The following is an 18,406-nucleotide window of genomic DNA, read 5'->3' on the forward strand; positions in this document are numbered from 1 at the left end:
ATGCAGGATCGGTTAGACGAGTTCGCGCTTGAGGTTGTCCAGGACCTGGGCCTGGATGCGCTGCAGACCCTTCGGAGCGAACGTGCGCTCGAAGAAGCCGCCGATACCGGTGGCACCCTGCCACTGGGTGAGCGTCGTCACCGTCGTTCCGGTGCCGTTGGGGGCAACGGTCCAGGTGGTGACGAGGCTGGAGTTCGCGTCCTTCTCGGTGATGACGTTGCCGTCGACCGTCACTGTCGCCTTGACGTTGCGCGAGCGCTTTTCCGTCGCCTTGAGCGTCCACTGCGCGACGGTTCCGTCACCCTGGCCACCTTCGACGACCTTGTAGTCGAGGTACTGCTCGGACAGGATTCGCGGGCGAACCGTCTCGTAGTCCGAGAGCGCCGCGAGCACCTTGTCGGGTGCTGCTGTGACGACTGTCGAACTCATTGCATTGACCTGACCCATATGCCCTACGTCTCCTTGCTCGACCAACGCGGCTCGATACCGCGAATGACTACCCGAATCCGCACCTCGAACTGCGCAGATATTCCTTTCCATACTGCCTGCTGCGCCCGGGTATCTCGACCATCTACCCATTCCGTGTGAGCTGGTTCACCACTCGGAGCATTTACCGAGTTCGATTGCAACAACTCGATCAAATTCGGGCATTAATACCCCTCCGGATAGCTTGCACACGCAACTACCGATAGCGTCAGGGTGTGACTCTCTCGTTCAATGGGGTAGTTCAGAAGTTAGATCGAATCCGGACAAAGCAAGGCCCGGGTTCCGATGCTGCGCGTGAAATGGGGTTCGAGCAGCACAGAGAAGGCGTCGAACGCCTACTCGCGTCATACCGCGCCATTCCCGCCGATGCTTCTGTACGCCTGGCAAAGAAGACATCCAATCTGTTCCGCGCTCGCGCCAAGACGTCGGCCCCCGGCCTCGACGTCAGCGGTCTAGCAGGTGTCATCGCCGTCGATGCGCAGGCGCGCACAGCCGACGTCGCCGGCATGTGCACGTACGAGGACCTCGTCGACGCGACGCTGCCCTACGGGCTGGCGCCCCTGGTCGTGCCTCAACTCAAGACCATCACCCTGGGCGGTGCGGTGACCGGCCTGGGCATCGAGTCCACCTCGTTCCGTAACGGCCTGCCGCACGAGTCGGTACTCGAAATCGACGTACTGACCGGAAGCGGCGAGATCATCACCGCAACACCGGACGGCGAACACGCCGAACTGTTCTTCGGTTTCCCCAATTCCTACGGCACCCTTGGCTATTCGACGCGATTGAAGATCGCACTCGAACCCGTCAAGAAGTACGTCGCCTTGCGCCACGTGCGCTTCGATTCGTTGAAGAAACTCGAAGAAACGATGGATCGCATCGTCACCGAGCGCGAGTACGACGGGATCGCCGTCGACTATCTCGACGGGGTGGTCTTCACCGATTCCGAGAGCTACCTCACACTCGGCGCGCAAACCGACGAGGAAGGCCCGGTCAGCGATTACACCGACCAGGACATCTTCTACCGGTCGATCCAGCATTCGTCACTCACCCAGCCCAAGACGGATCGCTTGACCATTCGCGACTACCTGTGGCGCTGGGACACCGACTGGTTCTGGTGCTCACGAGCTTTCGGTGCACAGAACCCGAAGATCCGGCGCTTCTGGCCCAAGCAGTACCTGCGCAGCAGCTTCTACTGGAAGCTGATCGCCCTCGACCACAAGTACGACATCGGAGATCGCCTCGAAAAGCGCAAGGGCAAGCCCCCGCGCGAACGCGTCGTCCAGGACGTCGAGGTACCCATCGAACGAACCGCGGACTTCGTCTCGTGGTTCCTCGAGGAAATCCCGATCGAACCACTGTGGTTGTGCCCGTTGCGTCTTCGTGAGCCAAGCCCGGCCGCCGCTTCTGCATCACGGCCGTGGCCCCTCTACCCCCTCGAACCCAAGCGCACCTACGTCAACATCGGCTTCTGGTCTTCGGTGCCGATCGTTCCCGGTGAGCGCGAGGGGGCAGCAAATCGACTGATCGAAGAAAAGGTCAGCGATTTCGACGGACACAAATCGCTCTACTCCGACTCCTACTACTCGAAGGAAGACTTCGAGGAGCTGTACTACGGCGGCGACCGGTACATCGGACTCAAGGAACGCTACGACCCGAAATCCCGTTTATTGGATCTATTCTCTAAGGCGGTGCAACGTAAATGACCACGTTCAAAGACTCCAAAAGCCAGGACAAGCTCTCTATTGCCGAGATTCTCGAGACGCTTTCCGACGGCATGCTGCCGCTTCGATTCACCGCGTACGACGGCAGCACCGCCGGCCCCGAAGATGCCGACTACGGACTGCACCTCAAGTCGACTCGCGGAACCACTTATCTCGCAACAGCTCCCGGTGACCTCGGCATGGCCCGCGCGTACGTCTCCGGCGATCTCGAAGCCGAGGGCGTCCACCCCGGTGATCCGTACGAGATCCTGCGCATCATGGGTGACGAACTCCACCTCAAGCGCCCGTCCGCACTGACGCTCGCCAGCATCACGCGCTCCCTGGGCTGGGATCTGTTGCGGCCCATCGCCCCGCCGCCCCAGGAACATCTCCCTCGCTGGCGTCGCGTCGCAGAAGGACTGCGTCACTCCAAGACTCGTGACGCCGAAGTCATCCATCACCACTACGACGTCTCCAACACCTTCTACGAGTACGTCCTCGGCCCGTCCATGACGTACACCTGTGCCGCTTACGACAATGCGGAACAGACGCTCGAAGAAGCCCAGGAGAACAAGTACCGCCTGGTGTTCGAGAAGCTCGGACTCCAGAAGGGTGATCGACTTCTCGACATCGGCTGCGGCTGGGGCTCGATGGTCCGCTACGCGGCCAGACGCGGCGTCAAGGTGATCGGCGTGACTCTCTCTCGCGAGCAAGCGGATTGGGCACAGAAGGCCATCGAGGACGAGGGCCTCGCCGATCTCGCCCAGGTCCGTTTCTCCGACTACCGCGACGTGGCCGAGACCGGATTCGACGCAGTGTCCTCCATCGGCCTGACCGAGCACATCGGCGTCGGAAACTACCCGGCGTACTTCGAGTTTCTCAAGGGCAAGCTGCGTGAGGGTGGGCGTCTGCTCAACCACTGCATCACCCGTCCGGACAATCGAAGCAGCGCCAAGGCAGGCGGATTCATCGACCGGTACGTCTTCCCCGACGGGGAGCTCACCGGTTCGGGTCGCATCATCTCCGAGATCCAGAACGTCGGCCTCGAAGTGCGTCACGAAGAGAACCTTCGCGAGCATTACGCACTGACGCTCGCCGGATGGTGCCAGAATCTCGTCGACAACTGGGACGCGTGCGTCGCCGAGGTCGGCGAAGGAACCGCCCGCGTCTGGGGCCTGTACATGGCCGGCTCACGACTCGGGTTCGAGCGCAATGTCGTTCAGCTGCACCAGGTTCTGGCCGTGAAGCTCGGCCCCAAGGGTGAGGCGCATGTGCCGCTTCGCCCGTGGTGGAAGGCCTAGGGGCAAAGCCCCTGTGCGCCTTTTTGGTAGTCGGCACTACCAAAAAGGCGCACAGGTGCCGCAGGCACCCGACTGCGTCCTCACCCAGCCTCCCCGCCGCAAGACCGTCTCCACCTCGTGCGCAACCTGGCACGGGGTCTTCATCACCTCGTCGAATCCGTAGACCAACCGCGGACGACCTGCCAGCTCTGCCGCATTGTCACGGCGGCGATCACGAAATGCCACTTCTGCCATGGAATGCGCCCACCGACCGTCGAGACGCACGATCAGCGGCACACTGACTTCGCTGTAGTCGCAATCCTCGTACAGCGTGCGGCCGTCGACGCGGACCGGAGACTGGCGTCTGGCCGACGGCAACCCGTGCGCCTGCTCCACGTCGACCGCATAGTGGTATTCGAGCGTTGACTGCACCCCGTCTGCCAGGAGTCGTACCGCATCGGAAAGCGCACCCTTGAATCGATGTGGTGTTCGTTCGTCAATCCGACGACGCACATCGTTCAACGGAATTCGCGCATTTGTCACTGTGGTGATGAGTGAAACGTAGGCGCTTCGCGCTGTGGATTCGGCGGTCGCAAGATCAATCGCGGTATCCGCCCGCGACGTTCGAGGTATGACTGACGGCACGCCGATGTATCGGTGGGCTCGGGATCGGTGGACGACTACCCCGGGGTGAACCACGCCACCCACTCTGACAAGTGCACCCGACGTTCGCGCTGGAACTCGGCGGATTGTCGCGGACTGACAGCGAGCGGACTTGCCGTAGGGCACGGTGACATGGACTGGCTTGTCTGCGTCGATGCGACGCATCCCCCATTCCTCAGCTGCAGTGTCGTGGCTCAGAATCGCTTGCGGGCCACCATAAAGCCAAGCGGCGTTCAAGATCATTTCTCTGGTGAGCGGGCCAGCGGTCACTGCATACACGCCTTGTAGAACGCGCTGCCATTCGCCGCGGTCCAGAAAGTTCCGCAGCATCCCTCGGTTGTATCCGAATGACGAGAGTTGCTGTTGCCGTACCAGACCGGATTGCGCATCGAGAATCCGGAGAAACTCGCTTCCAACATGAGACGTAGTCATGGCACCAAGCGTCAGGCCGAACTCCGACAGGACTGACGTGAAATTCGCTGTCGGAGTTCGTCTGTGGATAACTCACCAGCTGGGGATAAACCCCTGTGCGCCTTTTTGGTAGCCGTAACTACCAAAAAGGCGCACGGGGGCTATGCCCCTAGCGAAGCCGGCGGGGTGAACCGCGGGCCGTACTGCGCAGCGAGTTCCTTTGCACGAGCGACGAAGCCGGCCGTGCCGCCCTCGTAACCGACGATGAACTGGTGAACGCCACCGGTCCAGGCCGGGAATCCGATGCCCATGATGGAGCCGATGTTGGCGTCCGCCGTGGTGATCAGGACGTTCTCGTCGAAGCACTTCTGCGTCTCGATCGCCTCGATGAACAGCATGCGGTCGATGAGGTCCTGGATCGGGGCGTCGGAGGTTCCGGAGTTGAAGTTCTCGCGGAGTCCGGACCACAGGCCGGTGCGCTTGCCCTCGGCGTAATCGTAGAAGCCGGCTCCACCGAGCTTGCCCTTACGATCGAACTTCTCGACGAGGGTGTTGATGACCTCGCCGGCCGGATCTGCCGGCAGTTCCTTGCCTTCGGCCTTGGCGGCGTCGGCAGATTCCTTGCGGATCTTCTGCATGAGGGTGAGGTTGAGCTCATCCGAAAGCTGAAGCGGCGCAGCCGGGTAACCGGCCTGCATACCGGCCTGCTCGATGGTGGCAGGCTCGACGCCCTCGGCGAGCATGCCGATGGCCTCGTTGATGAAGGTGCCGATGACACGCGAGGTGAAGAAGCCACGCGAGTCGTTGACCACGATCGGCGTCTTGCGGATCGCCTGGACGTAGTCGAACACGCGAGCCAGAGTCTCGTCGGAGGTCTTCTCACCGCGGATGATCTCCACCAGCGGCATCTTGTCGACGGGCGAGAAGAAGTGGATGCCGATGAAGTCTTCCTGACGCTTCACGCCGGTGGCGAGACCCGTGATGGGCAGCGTCGAGGTGTTCGAGCCCAGCAGTGCCTTGGGATCGACGATGTCCTCGATCTCCTGGAACACCTTGTGCTTGAGTTCCTGGCTCTCGAAAACTGCTTCGATGACGAAGTCGACGCCGGCGAAATCTGCCGGGTCAGCCGTCGGGGTGATCTTGGCGAGGAGTGCGTCGGACTTCTCCTGCGTGGTCTTGCCGCGCGAGAGCGCCTTGGCCTCAATGCCTTCGGAGTACGCCTTGCCCTTGTTCGCAGCCTCGATGGTGACGTCCTTGAGCACGACGTCGAAGCCTGCCTTGGCGGAGACGTACGCGATGCCCGCGCCCATCATGCCCGCGCCGAGGACACCGACCTTCTTGATGGTGGACTTCTCGATGCCTGCCGGACGTGAACCGCCGCCGTTGATCGACTGCAGGTCGAAGAAGAACGCCTGGATCATGTTCTTCGCGACGCGGCCGGTCACCAGCGAGGTGAAGTAGCGAGCCTCGATGAGCAGCGCGTTGTCGATGTCGACCTGCGAACCCTCGACGGCTGCGGCCATGATGGCGCGCGGAGCCGGCATCGGAGCGCCCTTGAGCTGCTTACGCAGGTTCGCGGGGAACGCCGGAAGGTTGGCAGCGAATGCCGGAGTGGACGGAGTTCCGCCAGGGATCTTGTAGCCCTTGACATCCCACGGCTGAACGCCGCCTTCGGGGTTGGCCTTGATCCATGCCTTCGCAGCCGGAACCAGCTCCTCTACCGAGCCGACGACCTCGTCGATGAGGCCGACTTCCTTGGCCTGAACGGGTCCACGCTGCTGCCCCTGGAGCAGGACGCCCATGAGCGCGTTCTGCAGGCCGAGCATCCGCACGGTACGCACGACGCCGCCGCCGCCGGGCAGCAGGCCGAGGGTGACCTCGGGCAGGCCGATCTTGACTCCCTTGACGTCTGCCGCGATGCGGTGGTGGGTCGCGAGAGCGATCTCGAGGCCGCCGCCGAGTGCCGCGCCGTTGATGGCGGCGACGACCGGCTTGCCGAGAGTTTCGAGGCGACGCAGGTCTGCCTTGATCTCGACGCTGTGGTTGTAGATCTCCTCGGCCTGCTCGGGGCCGACCTTGATCATGTTCTTGAGGTCGCCACCGGCGAAGAAGGTCTTCTTGCCGGAAGTGATGACGGCACCGGTGATGGAGTCCTTCTCGGCGACCAGACGGTCGACGGTGGCCTTCATCGACGCGATGTACGCGTCGTTCATGGTGTTTGCGCCCTGGTTGGGATCGTTGATGGTGAGCACGACGATGCCGTCGGCGTCCTGGTCCCAGTTGATGATGTTCTGATCAGTCACTTTGCTTGACTCCTGGTAAGCCTCGTTGGAAGGACGGACGCCGCGTCAGACGCGCTCGATGATGGTGGCAACGCCCATACCGCCGCCGATGCACAGGGTGATGAGGGCGCGCTTGCCGCCACGACGCTCGAGCTCGTCGACCATCGTTCCGGTGATCATCGCGCCGGTTGCACCGAGTGGGTGACCCATGGCGATCGCGCCACCGTTGACGTTGAGCTTCTCGTCCGGGATGTTCAGGTCCTTCTGGAACTTCAGGACGACGGAAGCGAATGCCTCGTTGATCTCGAAGAGGTCGATGTCGTCGACCGTCAGGCCGGCAGCTGCCAGAACCTTCTTCGACGCCGGCGTCGGGCCGGTGAGCATGATGGTGGAGTCGGCGCCGCTGGTGGCGGTGGCGACGACGCGAGCGCGCGGCGTCAGACCCATGTCCTTGCCGGCCTGCTCGCTACCGACGAGCACGAGGGCAGCGCCGTCGACGATCCCCGAGCTGTTGCCGCCGTGGTGAACGTGTTTGATCTTCTCGACCCAGTGGTACTTCTGCAGCGACACGGCGTCGAATCCGCCGATTTCACCGATCACACCGAACGCGGGAGCCAAGCCGGCGAGGTTCTCTGCCGTGGTGCCCGGACGCATGTGCTCGTCGTTGTCGAGGATGGTGATGCCGTTGATGTCCTTGACCGGCACTACCGACTTGGCGAAGTATCCGCCGGTCCACGCCTTGGCGGCGAGGTCCTGCGAGCGCACGGCGTATGCGTCGACGTCGTCACGCGAGAAGCCCTCGATGGTGGCGATGAGGTCTGCGCCGACGCCCTGCGGCACGAAGTAGTTGTCGTAGTTGGTGGCGGGGTCGAGTGCCCACGGTCCACCGTCGGATCCCATCGGAACGCGGGACATCGACTCGACGCCACCGGCGATCACCAGTTCGTCCCAGCCGGACCGAACCTTCTGAGCAGCCATGTTCACGGCCTCGAGGCCGGAAGCGCAAAAACGGTTGAGCTGAACGCCGCCGACGGTGTCGGGCAGTCCCGCATCGTTGACTGCAACGCGGGCGATGTCCATTCCCTGATCGCCAACGGGGGTGACGACGCCCAGGATGAGGTCGGAGATCCGGTCCTCGTCGAGGTCGGGAAAGCGCACGCGCAGTTCCTGGATCAGACCCGTGACCAGCGAGATCGGCTTGACCGAGTGCAACGACCCGGTCTTCTTGCCGCGGCCTCGCGGGGTACGGATGGCTTCATAAATGAATGCCTCTGTGGTCACTGTGAGGTGTTCCTTCCGTGTAATTCGTCGAACCGGTCTGCAGATCGTCCGCGCCACCTTCGGTGGTGGCGCATGGCCGAGGTACAGACCTCAGCCCTTTCACTGTAGAACGTGTTCCAAATTCATGGGAAGGACCGAAGCGATCCTGCTAGGTGACCGAGGTGATCAGGTGCGCGAACGCCTGCCCGCTTCGGTTCATTTCGGGTGCGCCCCCGGAAGCACTCACGGCACGATGCGATACGGCAACATCATGTCGTGATCTTCGTGATCGAGTAGATGGCAATGCCACACATATCCCTGGAGTCGACCAGAATCAGCCATATCGTGGCGCCCGCCGCCCGTCATCCCGCCGCCCGTCATCCCACCGCCCGTCATCCCACTGCCCGTCATCCCACCGCTCGGAAGACGATCGAACATCGCGTCGGGATCGAAACCCAGCTCATCCGCGGTGGGGAATCGCACGATGATCCGGGTGACGGTGCCGCCGTCCACCCTGACGGTGTCCTTCATTCCCGCTTCCCACGGCGCCGGCGCGATCATCGGCCCCGCCTCGAACCCTTCGGGCGACGGAGTCCACTTGTTGCCGATCACCGGCTGCGGATGTCGGATCAAGTACTCCAGCGTCCGCATCGGTGTTCTGCCGAGAATCCGGAAATTCACCAGGTGCAGGTGTATCGGATGCGGGTCCGGCGTGGTGTTGACGATGTTCCACTGCTCGACGGTGCCTTGCCGCGGCCTCTCGACGTCCGTGGTGCTGAACGTCAGGTTGTTCAACGTCATCTGAGCCGGTGGATTCCGCAGTTCCAGTTGCTGGCTCACCGTCACCGTGCGAATTACCGTCGGCTGCTCCAACGGGGCGAGAACGTCACGTTGCCGGCGCCCACCGCGCAGTTGCGACGGAACACCACCGGTGAATCCGCGCCTGGCGTCACCGCGGAACCGGCAGAACAGCGGCATAGTCACTTCACCGATGACAGCGGCGGGTAGCGGGGGCGCCTCGTCGTTGCGAAGCTCCACCGTCGATCCCTCCGACAGTCCGGTGAAATCGACGAGGAGGTCGTACCGCTCCCCCGGTGCGCAGCGGAAGGCATTGACCGCGACGGGCGCGTCGAGCATTCCGGCGTCGTTGCCGATGACCCAGAACGTCATCATGTTCGAGAAGTGAAGATTCCACACACTTGCCGACGACGCATTGACGATGCGGAGGCGGTAAAGGCCCCGAGCCACGGACAGTTCCGGCCACACCTTGCCGTTGACCAAGCCGACGTCGCCCACCGCGCCGCCTTCCCACGATCCTTCCGGGATCAAGATGGTGGATCGGCCGTTCTGGGCGCCTGTCGGCGTGAAGATCTTCTCCTGCAGGATCAACGGGATCTCGAATTCCTCGGCCGGCAACCCCAACGGATTTCCCAGTTCGCCGGTGTCGAATTCATCCCTGATCAGATAGTTGCCGATCAGACCGGCGTAGACGTTGAGCCGGGTGATGCCCATCGCGTGATCGTGATACCAGAGGTGGGCGGCTTCCTGACCGTGCAAAAAGTGATGCATCGCAGCCTGTCCCGGCATCACCAGCAGCTCCGGATGGCCGTCGCTCTCAGGTGAAGTGACTCCACCGTGCAAGTGCAACGACGTCGGCGGGTTAGCGCGAAAGTCTGCCTGCATTCCGTGCAACGTCATATCGATGTCCGCGGCCAACGGATGTCCGGTCAGATCGTTCTCGAACGTCAACATGATCGGCTCGCCGGAATGCGCCTCGACGGTAGGGCCCAGATAACCGCCACCGATCTCTCCGCTGCGGTACGACAGTGCTGGGGACGAGGGAAAATCCCGATGAAAGGCATGTTGCCCCACTTGCGCTGTCAGTGTGATCTCGTTTCCGGAAAGCGTTGACAACGAATGTAGTTCGTCACAGAACGGCTCGAACTCCGGCGAATGAAAAATCAACGGAGACTCGATATCCACACTCCCCGCCGGAGCAGCACCTGCCTTTGCACCCAAAGCAACAGCCGCTGTGCCGACTACCGACCCTTTCAGAACCGATCTTCTGGAGACCCCGATACCCATACATTCCCCTCCCCATCGAAACGGGTTGCGTTCTCCCGCAAGGAAAACGCAACCCGTCTCTCCACTTCGATCTCGGAAAATCCCCCGTCTACTTTCCGTCGATCGCCTCCAGCACCGAATCGATCAGCGACTGTGGAAGTTTCGACGGCGGAGAGATTTCCAGTTCTCCCGGAGCGCCCGGCATCGTCCAGACAGTTCTGTGCCGAGCGATCGCGAGCTTCTCCCGTGATCCGTCCTCATTGACCTTGAAGTACTCGAACTCGAGGTCGATCCCCCTCTCGTAGAGGGCAGACAGGGACATCGTGACCAGGACGTCGTCGAACGGCATGACCTCGCGCAGATGCTCAACCCTGGTGTGCACACAACGAAGTTCCCCGAGGGCGCCTCTGGCCGCCATGGCCTCACGCTGAGAACGGACCAGGAACTTGTCCCGAACCCTCGACTGCCAGATGTAATAGTTGCCGAAGTAGATGTTGCCCACGACGTTTCCGTCCTGCAACGTCGTCGAGAACACCTCGGATTCGAGCAGGTACGGATTGCGCGGCACCATCGGAGCCGAGCGGATCACGGAACCACGATCGACGTTCTTCGGTTCGGTGGGAACAGCGATGTTCTTCGTCCCCGTCGGAATCGTCATCGGCTCGATGAAATCGTGGAAGTACTGCGGCATCGGCCGTGCCGCCACCACACCGTGGGAGAGGATTTCCACCCACGTCGTCTGCATCGCACTCCACCCGATGTGAGTGCGCGTCTCGCCGTCGACCCGGCACCATTCGACATGCAGATTGGTGGTTGCCCGATCCGGACCGGTGAGCTCGGTGATCCAGATCGTCCCCTCGACAATGTCGTCGGTGTACAGGTTCGCATCGATGAACACCTCGGAGTTGTTGGTCACCATGCCCCAACGACCCGTCGCCATGTCCTCCACGATCTGCTTCGAGATCGGTCCGGTTCCCCTCTCTCGCAAAGCGCCCAACCACAGCGCGAAGCTCGCGAACCCCACTGATCCACCGACGTTGCACGCGTCCCGGAACCCGACGGGGAACCGGATCGTCACCGCCGGATAGCCGCTCCGGGCCACCACATGCACGTCGGAGCCGTAGGCCATCGGATCGAACTGCGCGAGAGACTTCGCCGACAACGGGCCGGAGTCGAACTGTGGTGCCGAGTCCTGCGCCGGTTCTTCCGCATCCTCCTCATGAGTCACAAACGCGAGAATCCGCTCCTCGTTGTCCGTCAACAGAGCTGGAAAAGTCAAAACCACCACGCTTCCGTCTGCGCCGCCGTGGAAGGTCACTGCGTCGTCCTCCCTGGCGCCCATCGCCAGAGAAACCGACCTCTGCCCCGTGGCCTTTCGGATCGCCTCGGCCGCCGCCCACAGCCTGGTTCCCGCACGATCGAGTGATTCGCCGCCCGCGATCAACTCGTCCAGCAGCGGAATCCGCGCCGAACCCAGAAGCGCCTTCCACTGCATGACGGTTCGGGCGCGAATCGGTTCGATGTCACATCCCTGAGGCCAGTCGCCGGCCGAACTGAGTGACTTACTGCCGTCGTGCGAGAGCGAGACATCCACAGAGGGCGGAATATCACCGACGACGACGGGCTTTCCGGTTTCCTGCCATTCGATGGCAAAGGCATTACTCATTTGATCACCACATCCTCATCGAGATGAATGTTCACGGCCGCCTCGGCGATCGGTTTCTCCTGCTCGTGGCGTTCCGACTTGGTCAACTCGTGAATCCCCGGGGTATGCGCGACCACAACCCGCGGGCTCTTCACTCCCAACGCCCGGCTGTGTTGCGCGAGCTTGTCGAGAATGATCTGTGCGTCGCGCGCAGTCGGATCCGCGATTTCCTCAGCCGTAGGACGGCTTTCGTCGTGGGAGAGAATCTGGGAGCGATATCCCTCGAGCTGCATCACCACTCGTCCGTCCTTCACCACCGCCACGTCGGCTTGCATGTGGGTCTCTGTCTGCACCTTGTCGTAGGCGTACGCGGTGAACGAACGAGCCTCGAATCGTCCGTCGTACATGTCGATTCGCGCAATGTTGACCGGAAGACAGATCTCCCGCGGAACCATGATCTGACCCGATTGGAGCAGGGAATCGAGGAAGTAGGGATCACCGAGGAGGTGCTGCTTACGGTCGGCTCGCGAAATAGCGCTGAAGAGAATGTGCTCGGAATCGAGGCTCGAGATCTCTTCGAGTCGGCGGAAATCGCCCTCCTGGAACAGCAACCACGAGTAGAGATCGTCCAACGGATCGATGTCGAGCACCGGTCGCGGCAACTCCTTCTCGAACTCCGGCAGTGTTTCGTCCAGCCCGAAGATGAAGTCGGCCGAGAAATGGGGCCGTCCGTACCCGGTCCGTTCGGTGCCGATCGTGACATGCACCCGCGTTCCTGCAGCATCACGATCCTGCTCCACGACGCTTGCCTTGATCTCGACTCTGGTGCCCTCGACCGTGTCGACGACGATCGGTCGATCCAGCTTGATGTCGTCGATGCGGACGCGGCCCAGAGTCACGCGTCCGGTGACATAGGCCGCCGCCTGCGACATCGCCTCGAGCCCGAACACCGTCGGAAGCAGCGCCGATCCCTTCCAGACATGATCGAGGACAAAGGGATCCGCCGAGGTGGACAACGTCGTCCGGGTCACCAGTTCTACCTGCGGCTCGATGGTCACCACTTGGTCGATGTACCGCGACACCGCCGGCAGAGCCGGTGCTGCCGGCGCCCAGGTGTCCAGACCGCCGAGTCGACTGGTCACGACGATACGACTCGCCTCGGGTCCGCTGTCGACCAGACGAAGGAAATGATCCACTCCCGCAGCCGTGGAAATCGGCATGACACCCATCTTCGCGAGGTGGTTGACACTGCCCATGCGGGCGCCCATGCCGGTCTCCCCCCACACGCTGTACGCGAGCGAGAACGTCCGAGTCTTCGGGTGCCCGGCGGCATACCGCATCACCATTTCGTCGAGAAGCTCGTTTCCGTATGCATACCAGCTGTTTCCGGGCATACCTGTGAATCCGATGATGGAGGAGAAGCCCACGAACAGCTTCAAGTCGCGATCAGCGAGCGCTTCGACGAAGTTGGCTGCGCCCAGGACTTTAGGTGCAACCTCCTTGAAAGCCGCAGCGCTGTCGACTCTCTCGAACCGCCGCGGAACATTCGCCCCCGCACCGTGGACAAACCCGGTGATCGGCCCAACCTCGACCTCGATCTGGGCGACGACGCCGGCCACCGCCGCAGCATCCGTGACGTTGCAGCGATAGTAGTGAGCGCTCAAACCGGCAGACGTGAAGTCCGCAAGAGTGGAAGCGATTTCGTCACCCGCTTGTCGCTGAGAGCTTCCGATCAGCACTAGTTCGGCGCCTGTCTTTCGGCCGAGAGCCAGAGCGCATTGCGCCATGATGCCTTTCGCGCCACCGGTCACGACCACTACATCCGAACTTCCCAACCCGCTCTCGCGGACGGTGTAGTCGCTCGAGGCGAGAACCCGCGGTTGCAGTGCCGTGCGTCCCATCTCGGTGCCGTAAGTCGCGAACACATAGGATGCAACCGAATCCAACTCGGAGACGACGGTGGTTGCCACCACCGCGTCCGCAGTCGAGCCGTCGAATCCTATGACGCGGACATCCAGTTCGGGGCGCTCGTGATGCACCGAAGCGGCAAAAGCCGCCGCACTCGGTACCGGCGCCGGATTGCCCAACTCGACATCGGTGAACTGAATCACTGCCAATGTGGTTCGTGCGCCTCCACTTTGCTGCGCCGGAACCATCTTGTGCATGTGTTCGATCCCACGGCGCAAGCCGATTTCGGTGACGGAATCATCGGTCATGCGTGGCATTACGGCAACCACGTGCTGCGCATTCGCAGGAGCGCCGTCGGAGAATGTGCGAATGTCGACCTGAGCACCACGCCCTCGCAGTTCGGATTCCAACCTTCCGACCAAACCGGCGTCGTCACCGATGACGACAAACGTCGTGTCCGTGAGGTCTCGGACTCCGTGCAACGCTGTCTCGCTCCGAACCTTTTCCAGGGTGTAATCGCGAACCCAGGTGAAGCTGTCGGCTGATAGACCCTTTGCCTTCACCGGCAGCGCCCGCGCAACCGGCTGCTGCTGCCCCGACTTCTCTTTCGCGGATCGATCGAGCACTTCGATGAGTTCACCCAGGCTGACGTTGACGAGTTCGGCCGGATCCAGATCACCCTGAACACCCAATCGCGTTGCCACAGTTGCTATCGCATCGGCAGCCTTGATCGAGTCCATGTTCAGGTCGTCGAGCAGGTGGAGATCCACATCGAGAGACTCCACCGGAAATCCGGTGTCCTCCGCGATTACCTCGAGCAGTATTCGCGACACGTCCGACTGCACCGAACTCGCTGCTGGAACGGCAGAACCGGGATTCGGTGATGCCGCAAGGATCAGCGATGCTGCTTCTCCGATGGTGGCGTTGGCCAACTCGGCAGGGTCGAGGTCGACAACCTCGAACTGATGCGCAACCTTCGAAATAGCCTCTGCCGCACTGATCGAGTCGAGATTCAGATCATCGAGCAGACGCAGATCCGTCGTGATCGACTCGGCGGGGAATCCCGTCGTATCGGCGAGGATCCTGATCAGCTCACTTTCCACGGACCCAGCGCCCGCGTCAGCCGGCTCTTCGACTACCGGAGCCGAAACCGGCGAAGGAGCTTTCGCTGCCACGGATTCGTGGCCGTTGGTGACTGCCCGCGAAGTCGGAGCAGATGGAGAAGACGGAGAAGTCGCTCCACTGCCTACATCAGCACGAATCACGTCGACGAGGAAGGTCCCGCGTCGGCTCAGGTAATCGGCCAGCGCCGCAGCCGGATCCCCGCCGGACGTACCAAGTGCGAGCGGTTCGGGAGCAGAGGTTACCGTCAGCTTCGCCTCGGCCAGGTTCTCGATGAACACCTTCTGATCGGCAGGAACGAATTCGCGCACGAACCGGCCGTCGAAAAGTTCGTTCCATCGGACCTGAGCGCCGTGTACGTACATCGCGGCCAGTGCGACATTGAAGTCCTCGTCGCGTCCGGACTTGGACGCAACGGGGAAGCAGCGCACGCCGTCGGTCCCATTGATCGCCTTGGTGAGCCCGGTCAGCACACGGCCGGGACCGACCTCGACGAGCAGGTCCACGTCCTGCGAGATTCCACTTACCGTCTTGACCCAGTCGACCGGTGAGACAACCTGTTTGGTGACCAATTCGCGAAGTGCCAGTGGCGTCTGTACGCGTTTCCCTTCGACGCAGGAATACACGGGGCAAGTCAGCGAATCGACTTGCTCGTCAACGGGCGCAGTGGACATCAGCTCCCGCTCGGCCTCGTTCATCATCTCGGAGTGGAAAGCATTCGACACGGCAAGCGCCTGAGCCGACACTCCGCGCGTCTTCGCGATGGCAACCACATCGTCGACCGCGTCTTTGGTGCCCGAAACCACGGTCTGTGTAGGCGTATTCAGATTCGCGACGGTCGCGTAACCCTTTGTTTCCGCGATGATCGCCTCAGCCGTCGATCGGTCGCAGGTCAGGCTCGCCATCGCGCCGTTTCCACCACCACTGACAGCCATGGCCGCACCCTTCGCCGCAGCCAAGGTGATCAGCGTCTTCTGGTCGTAAGCTCCTGCCGCGTAGAGCGCGGTCAACTCGCCGAGACTGTGGCCGGCGACAGCACTGGGTGTGACACCCAATCGGCGGAGGTACTCGAACCAGAGCAGCGAAGCCAAAGCGACGGCAGGCTGGGTGAACTGCGTCTGGGCGAGATCCCGCTTCCACTTCGCCAATTCCGCAGCGTCAGCGCTCTTGACCGGGTTCCGCAGAATTCGAGGCGTGATCGCCTCCGCTCCAACTCCCTCCAACCAGCCGTCCGCCTCGGTCGCCAGTTCGCGTGCCCACTCGAAGCGCTCGATCAGCACGCGCGCCATCTCTAGTTGTTGGGATCCCTGTCCCGGGAACAGGAATCCGATGTCGTGGTGGACGGCGTTCGAGATCGAGATCTCGTTGCTCACGACCTTCACCTGACCGGATGCAGGAGCGGAGTTCTCGCAGATCACGGCAAGCTGACGCATGCGTTCGGCCAACTGCGCGGGACGTCCGGCCACCACTGCGGCACGGAAGGGCGCGGTCGGCGAGATCACTCGAGAGAGTTTCGCCGAAAAGTCCAGCAGCTCGGCAACACTCAACGGAACCGCCAGATCTGCAACATCCCGCGCTCGGGTCGCCAAGTCCACCGCGGAATCTGCAGAAAGTACGAAAACCTCGGTGTCCTGATACGACGCCATCATCGTGCGGACGTCTTGCGAGGGTGTCAGCTTGCTGGATGGTGCATCAGCCGATTCGATCGCGACGTGGCAGTTGATACCGCCGAAACCCATGGCTTGCGCACCGGCACGCATCTTCTCGGACGGATCTCTGATCTCACCGTTGACGAGCGGAAAGAGTGCCGGCGCTTCGGTTCCGAACGCCGGGTTCGGGTCGGTGCAACCGGCGAGCGGCGGAAGGATTCGTTGATTGACGGCCATGGTCGCCTTGATCAGCGCAAGGATGCCCGACGCCGCCTTCGTGTGCCCGATCAACGACTTCAGTGACGTCATGCCGATGCTACGAGCCTCGACGGGCCCGTCCGTCTGAGCGGCCTGCTGGACGCCGGCCAGTTCGACGGGGTCTCCGACGGGAGTACCAGTTCCGTGTCCTTCGACGAAGGCAACCTCGCTGGCCGCGAATCCCGCTCGCGAGTATGCGCGACGGATCATCTCGGCCTGAGTTTCGGCGCGGGGCTTGGTGATTCCACCCTTGCCATCGGTGGAGATGCCCCAGCCGCGAATCGTCGCGTACACGTAGTCGCCGTCCGCCCTGGCGTCCTCGAGTCGTTTCAAGGCCACGAATCCGCAACCTTCACCCGGGATGAATCCGCTTCGGCTTGCGTCGTACACGTTCATGTCGCCACGGGTCAGTGCACCCAAACGGGCGAATCCCACCAGTTCCAAAGGATCCAAGCTGACGTCGACTCCCCCTGCCAAGACGAAGTCGGCCGCGCCGGACGCCAGCTTTTCGGCTGCAGTCGCCACCGCGAGCATTCCGGACGCGCACGCACCGTCCACGACGTACCCGCCGCCGTTGAAGTCGAGATAATTGCAGATCCGGCCGGCAATCGTATTCGACAACATGCCGGCGAGAGTGTCTTCACTCGGCTCCACCAATGGGCCCTTGTAGACCTCTTCCATCGTCTCGGCGAGAGCATCGGCGACGGAACTGTCCAACTGGCGCGCTTCGGCTGCGACAGCGAGTGCGCGCTTGACGTAAGGCCAACGCAAACGCATCGACCACATCCGGGATTCTTCACCGGTGAGGGAGTTGCCGACGATTGCGGCGCTGCGTCCAGTGGGTACCGATCCTCGGCTGTAGCCCGCGTCGGTCAAAGCCCCGAGTGCTGTTTCCAGAGCCAACCAGTGTGTGAGATCTGTCGACTTGAAGGTCCGCTCCGGTATCCGGCGACCGACCCAGTCGAATTCGAAACCATCCATGAACGCGCCGCGATCGGCGTATGTCTTGTCGACGTCTTCAGGGCTCGCGCTCCAGTAGTCGTCGAGGGACATCCGTGACTCCGGAAACTTTCGGAATTGCATCCGACGCGCGAGGACGTTCTCCCAAAATCCTTGCAGATCATGCGCACCGGGGGACCACATGCTCATCCCGACTATCGCAATCGCAGGATTAGTTGAATCTTCAGTCATCTTACACTTCCTATTTTCGCGCGCATCCACGGGAGACTCAATCGACCGAAGACTAACCACGCCCTCATCGGTGTGTAAAACGCAGATTCACCTCAAGGCATAAACAAATAACGAAGGTCGTTCGGCGCAATGAACGTGTTTCAGCAATTTGACAGCAATCGAGAGTTAGCTGTTACTCGGAGTTACTTATTTGCTTCGCAACCGGTCATGCTCCTGCTTGGACATCCGTACCGGATCCCGGTTTCACGGCCGCCATTTACTCGAGATCGGCAAATATTCAGTTGAATATGCACCGAAATGCCGCAATGCCGAATATGTGGCCAATTCGCCGAATGTCCCAAATTGGTCGATCCCCGCAAAACAAACATCCGACAACTATCAATCTGAACATTCGTGACACACCGAAATTTAACAGCAGCACTCGAATGCCCATCAGACAACGAGAACTTCCAGATATTCTTCGGCGACCATCGTCCGAATCGACGTT

9 protein-coding genes are annotated in these 18,406 nt (G+C 61.8%); 2 read left to right on the forward strand and 7 right to left on the reverse strand.

The genetic code is table 11. The features are described 5' to 3' along the window. Positions 1–12: 12 nt before the first annotated feature. Entirely contained in the window at positions 13–447 is a 435-nt protein-coding gene (locus G4D79_RS03185) for an SRPBCC family protein (protein WP_003943959.1), read from the reverse strand. A gap of 338 nt (positions 448–785) precedes the next feature. Between G4D79_RS03185 and G4D79_RS03190 the strand changes: the two genes are divergently transcribed. After that, positions 786–2,189, forward strand: a complete 1,404-nt coding sequence (locus G4D79_RS03190) for an FAD-binding oxidoreductase (protein ID WP_042447764.1) — start codon at positions 786–788, stop codon at positions 2,187–2,189. After that, the gene (locus G4D79_RS03195; protein ID WP_003943932.1) at positions 2,186–3,487 is read left to right on the forward strand and encodes a class I SAM-dependent methyltransferase; all 1,302 of its coding nucleotides are present in this window, start codon (positions 2,186–2,188) and stop codon (positions 3,485–3,487) included. Before G4D79_RS03190 ends, G4D79_RS03195 begins: the two co-directional genes overlap by 4 nt. A 36-nt stretch (positions 3,488–3,523) precedes the next feature. On the opposite strand, the gene G4D79_RS03200 is transcribed toward G4D79_RS03195, so the two are convergent. The 6 genes from G4D79_RS03200 to G4D79_RS03225 form a co-directional block, all read right to left on the reverse strand. Next, on the reverse strand, positions 3,524–4,561 hold the full coding sequence (locus tag G4D79_RS03200) for a type IV toxin-antitoxin system AbiEi family antitoxin domain-containing protein (RefSeq protein ID WP_099696772.1): 1,038 nt from the start codon (positions 4,559–4,561) through the stop codon (positions 3,524–3,526). Positions 4,562–4,701: 140 nt separating this feature from the next. Beyond that, on the reverse strand, positions 4,702–6,843 hold the full coding sequence (locus G4D79_RS03205; RefSeq protein WP_030535720.1) for a 3-hydroxyacyl-CoA dehydrogenase NAD-binding domain-containing protein: 2,142 nt from the start codon (positions 6,841–6,843) through the stop codon (positions 4,702–4,704). A 45-nt stretch (positions 6,844–6,888) separates the two neighbouring features. Beyond that, entirely contained in the window at positions 6,889–8,103 is a 1,215-nt protein-coding gene (locus G4D79_RS03210) for an acetyl-CoA C-acetyltransferase (protein ID WP_214514220.1), read from the reverse strand. A gap of 222 nt (positions 8,104–8,325) precedes the next feature. Next, complete coding sequence (locus G4D79_RS03215; protein WP_099696773.1) at positions 8,326–10,167, reverse strand: multicopper oxidase family protein; 1,842 nt, start codon at positions 10,165–10,167, stop codon at positions 8,326–8,328. Positions 10,168–10,255: 88 nt separating this feature from the next. Further along, a complete protein-coding gene (locus G4D79_RS03220) occupies positions 10,256–11,812 on the reverse strand; it encodes a hypothetical protein (RefSeq protein WP_099696774.1) in 1,557 nt (518 codons plus the stop codon). Further along, positions 11,809–17,919, reverse strand: a complete 6,111-nt coding sequence (locus G4D79_RS03225) for a type I polyketide synthase (protein WP_099696775.1) — start codon at positions 17,917–17,919, stop codon at positions 11,809–11,811. Before G4D79_RS03225 ends, G4D79_RS03220 begins: the two co-directional genes overlap by 4 nt. Positions 17,920–18,406 lie beyond the last annotated feature (487 nt).

The organism is Rhodococcus sp. WY5 (assembly GCF_018588185.1).
GTDB lineage: Bacteria > Actinomycetota > Actinomycetes > Mycobacteriales > Mycobacteriaceae > Rhodococcus_F > Rhodococcus_F qingshengii.

Bases quoted from the DNA above. Each gene is read 5' to 3' on its own strand.
- G4D79_RS03195 (WP_003943932.1), top strand. From the start codon at position 2,186: ATGACCACGTTCAAAGACTCCAAAAGCCAGGACAAGCTCTCTATTGCC.
- G4D79_RS03220 (WP_099696774.1), bottom strand. From the start codon at position 11,812: ATGAGTAATGCCTTTGCCATCGAATGGCAGGAAACCGGAAAGCCCGTC.
- G4D79_RS03185 (WP_003943959.1), bottom strand. From the start codon at position 447: ATGGGTCAGGTCAATGCAATGAGTTCGACAGTCGTCACAGCAGCACCC.
- G4D79_RS03215 (WP_099696773.1), bottom strand. From the start codon at position 10,167: ATGGGTATCGGGGTCTCCAGAAGATCGGTTCTGAAAGGGTCGGTAGTC.
- G4D79_RS03190 (WP_042447764.1), top strand. From the start codon at position 786: ATGGGGTTCGAGCAGCACAGAGAAGGCGTCGAACGCCTACTCGCGTCA.
- G4D79_RS03200 (WP_099696772.1), bottom strand. From the start codon at position 4,561: ATGACTACGTCTCATGTTGGAAGCGAGTTTCTCCGGATTCTCGATGCG.
- G4D79_RS03225 (WP_099696775.1), bottom strand. From the start codon at position 17,919: ATGACTGAAGATTCAACTAATCCTGCGATTGCGATAGTCGGGATGAGC.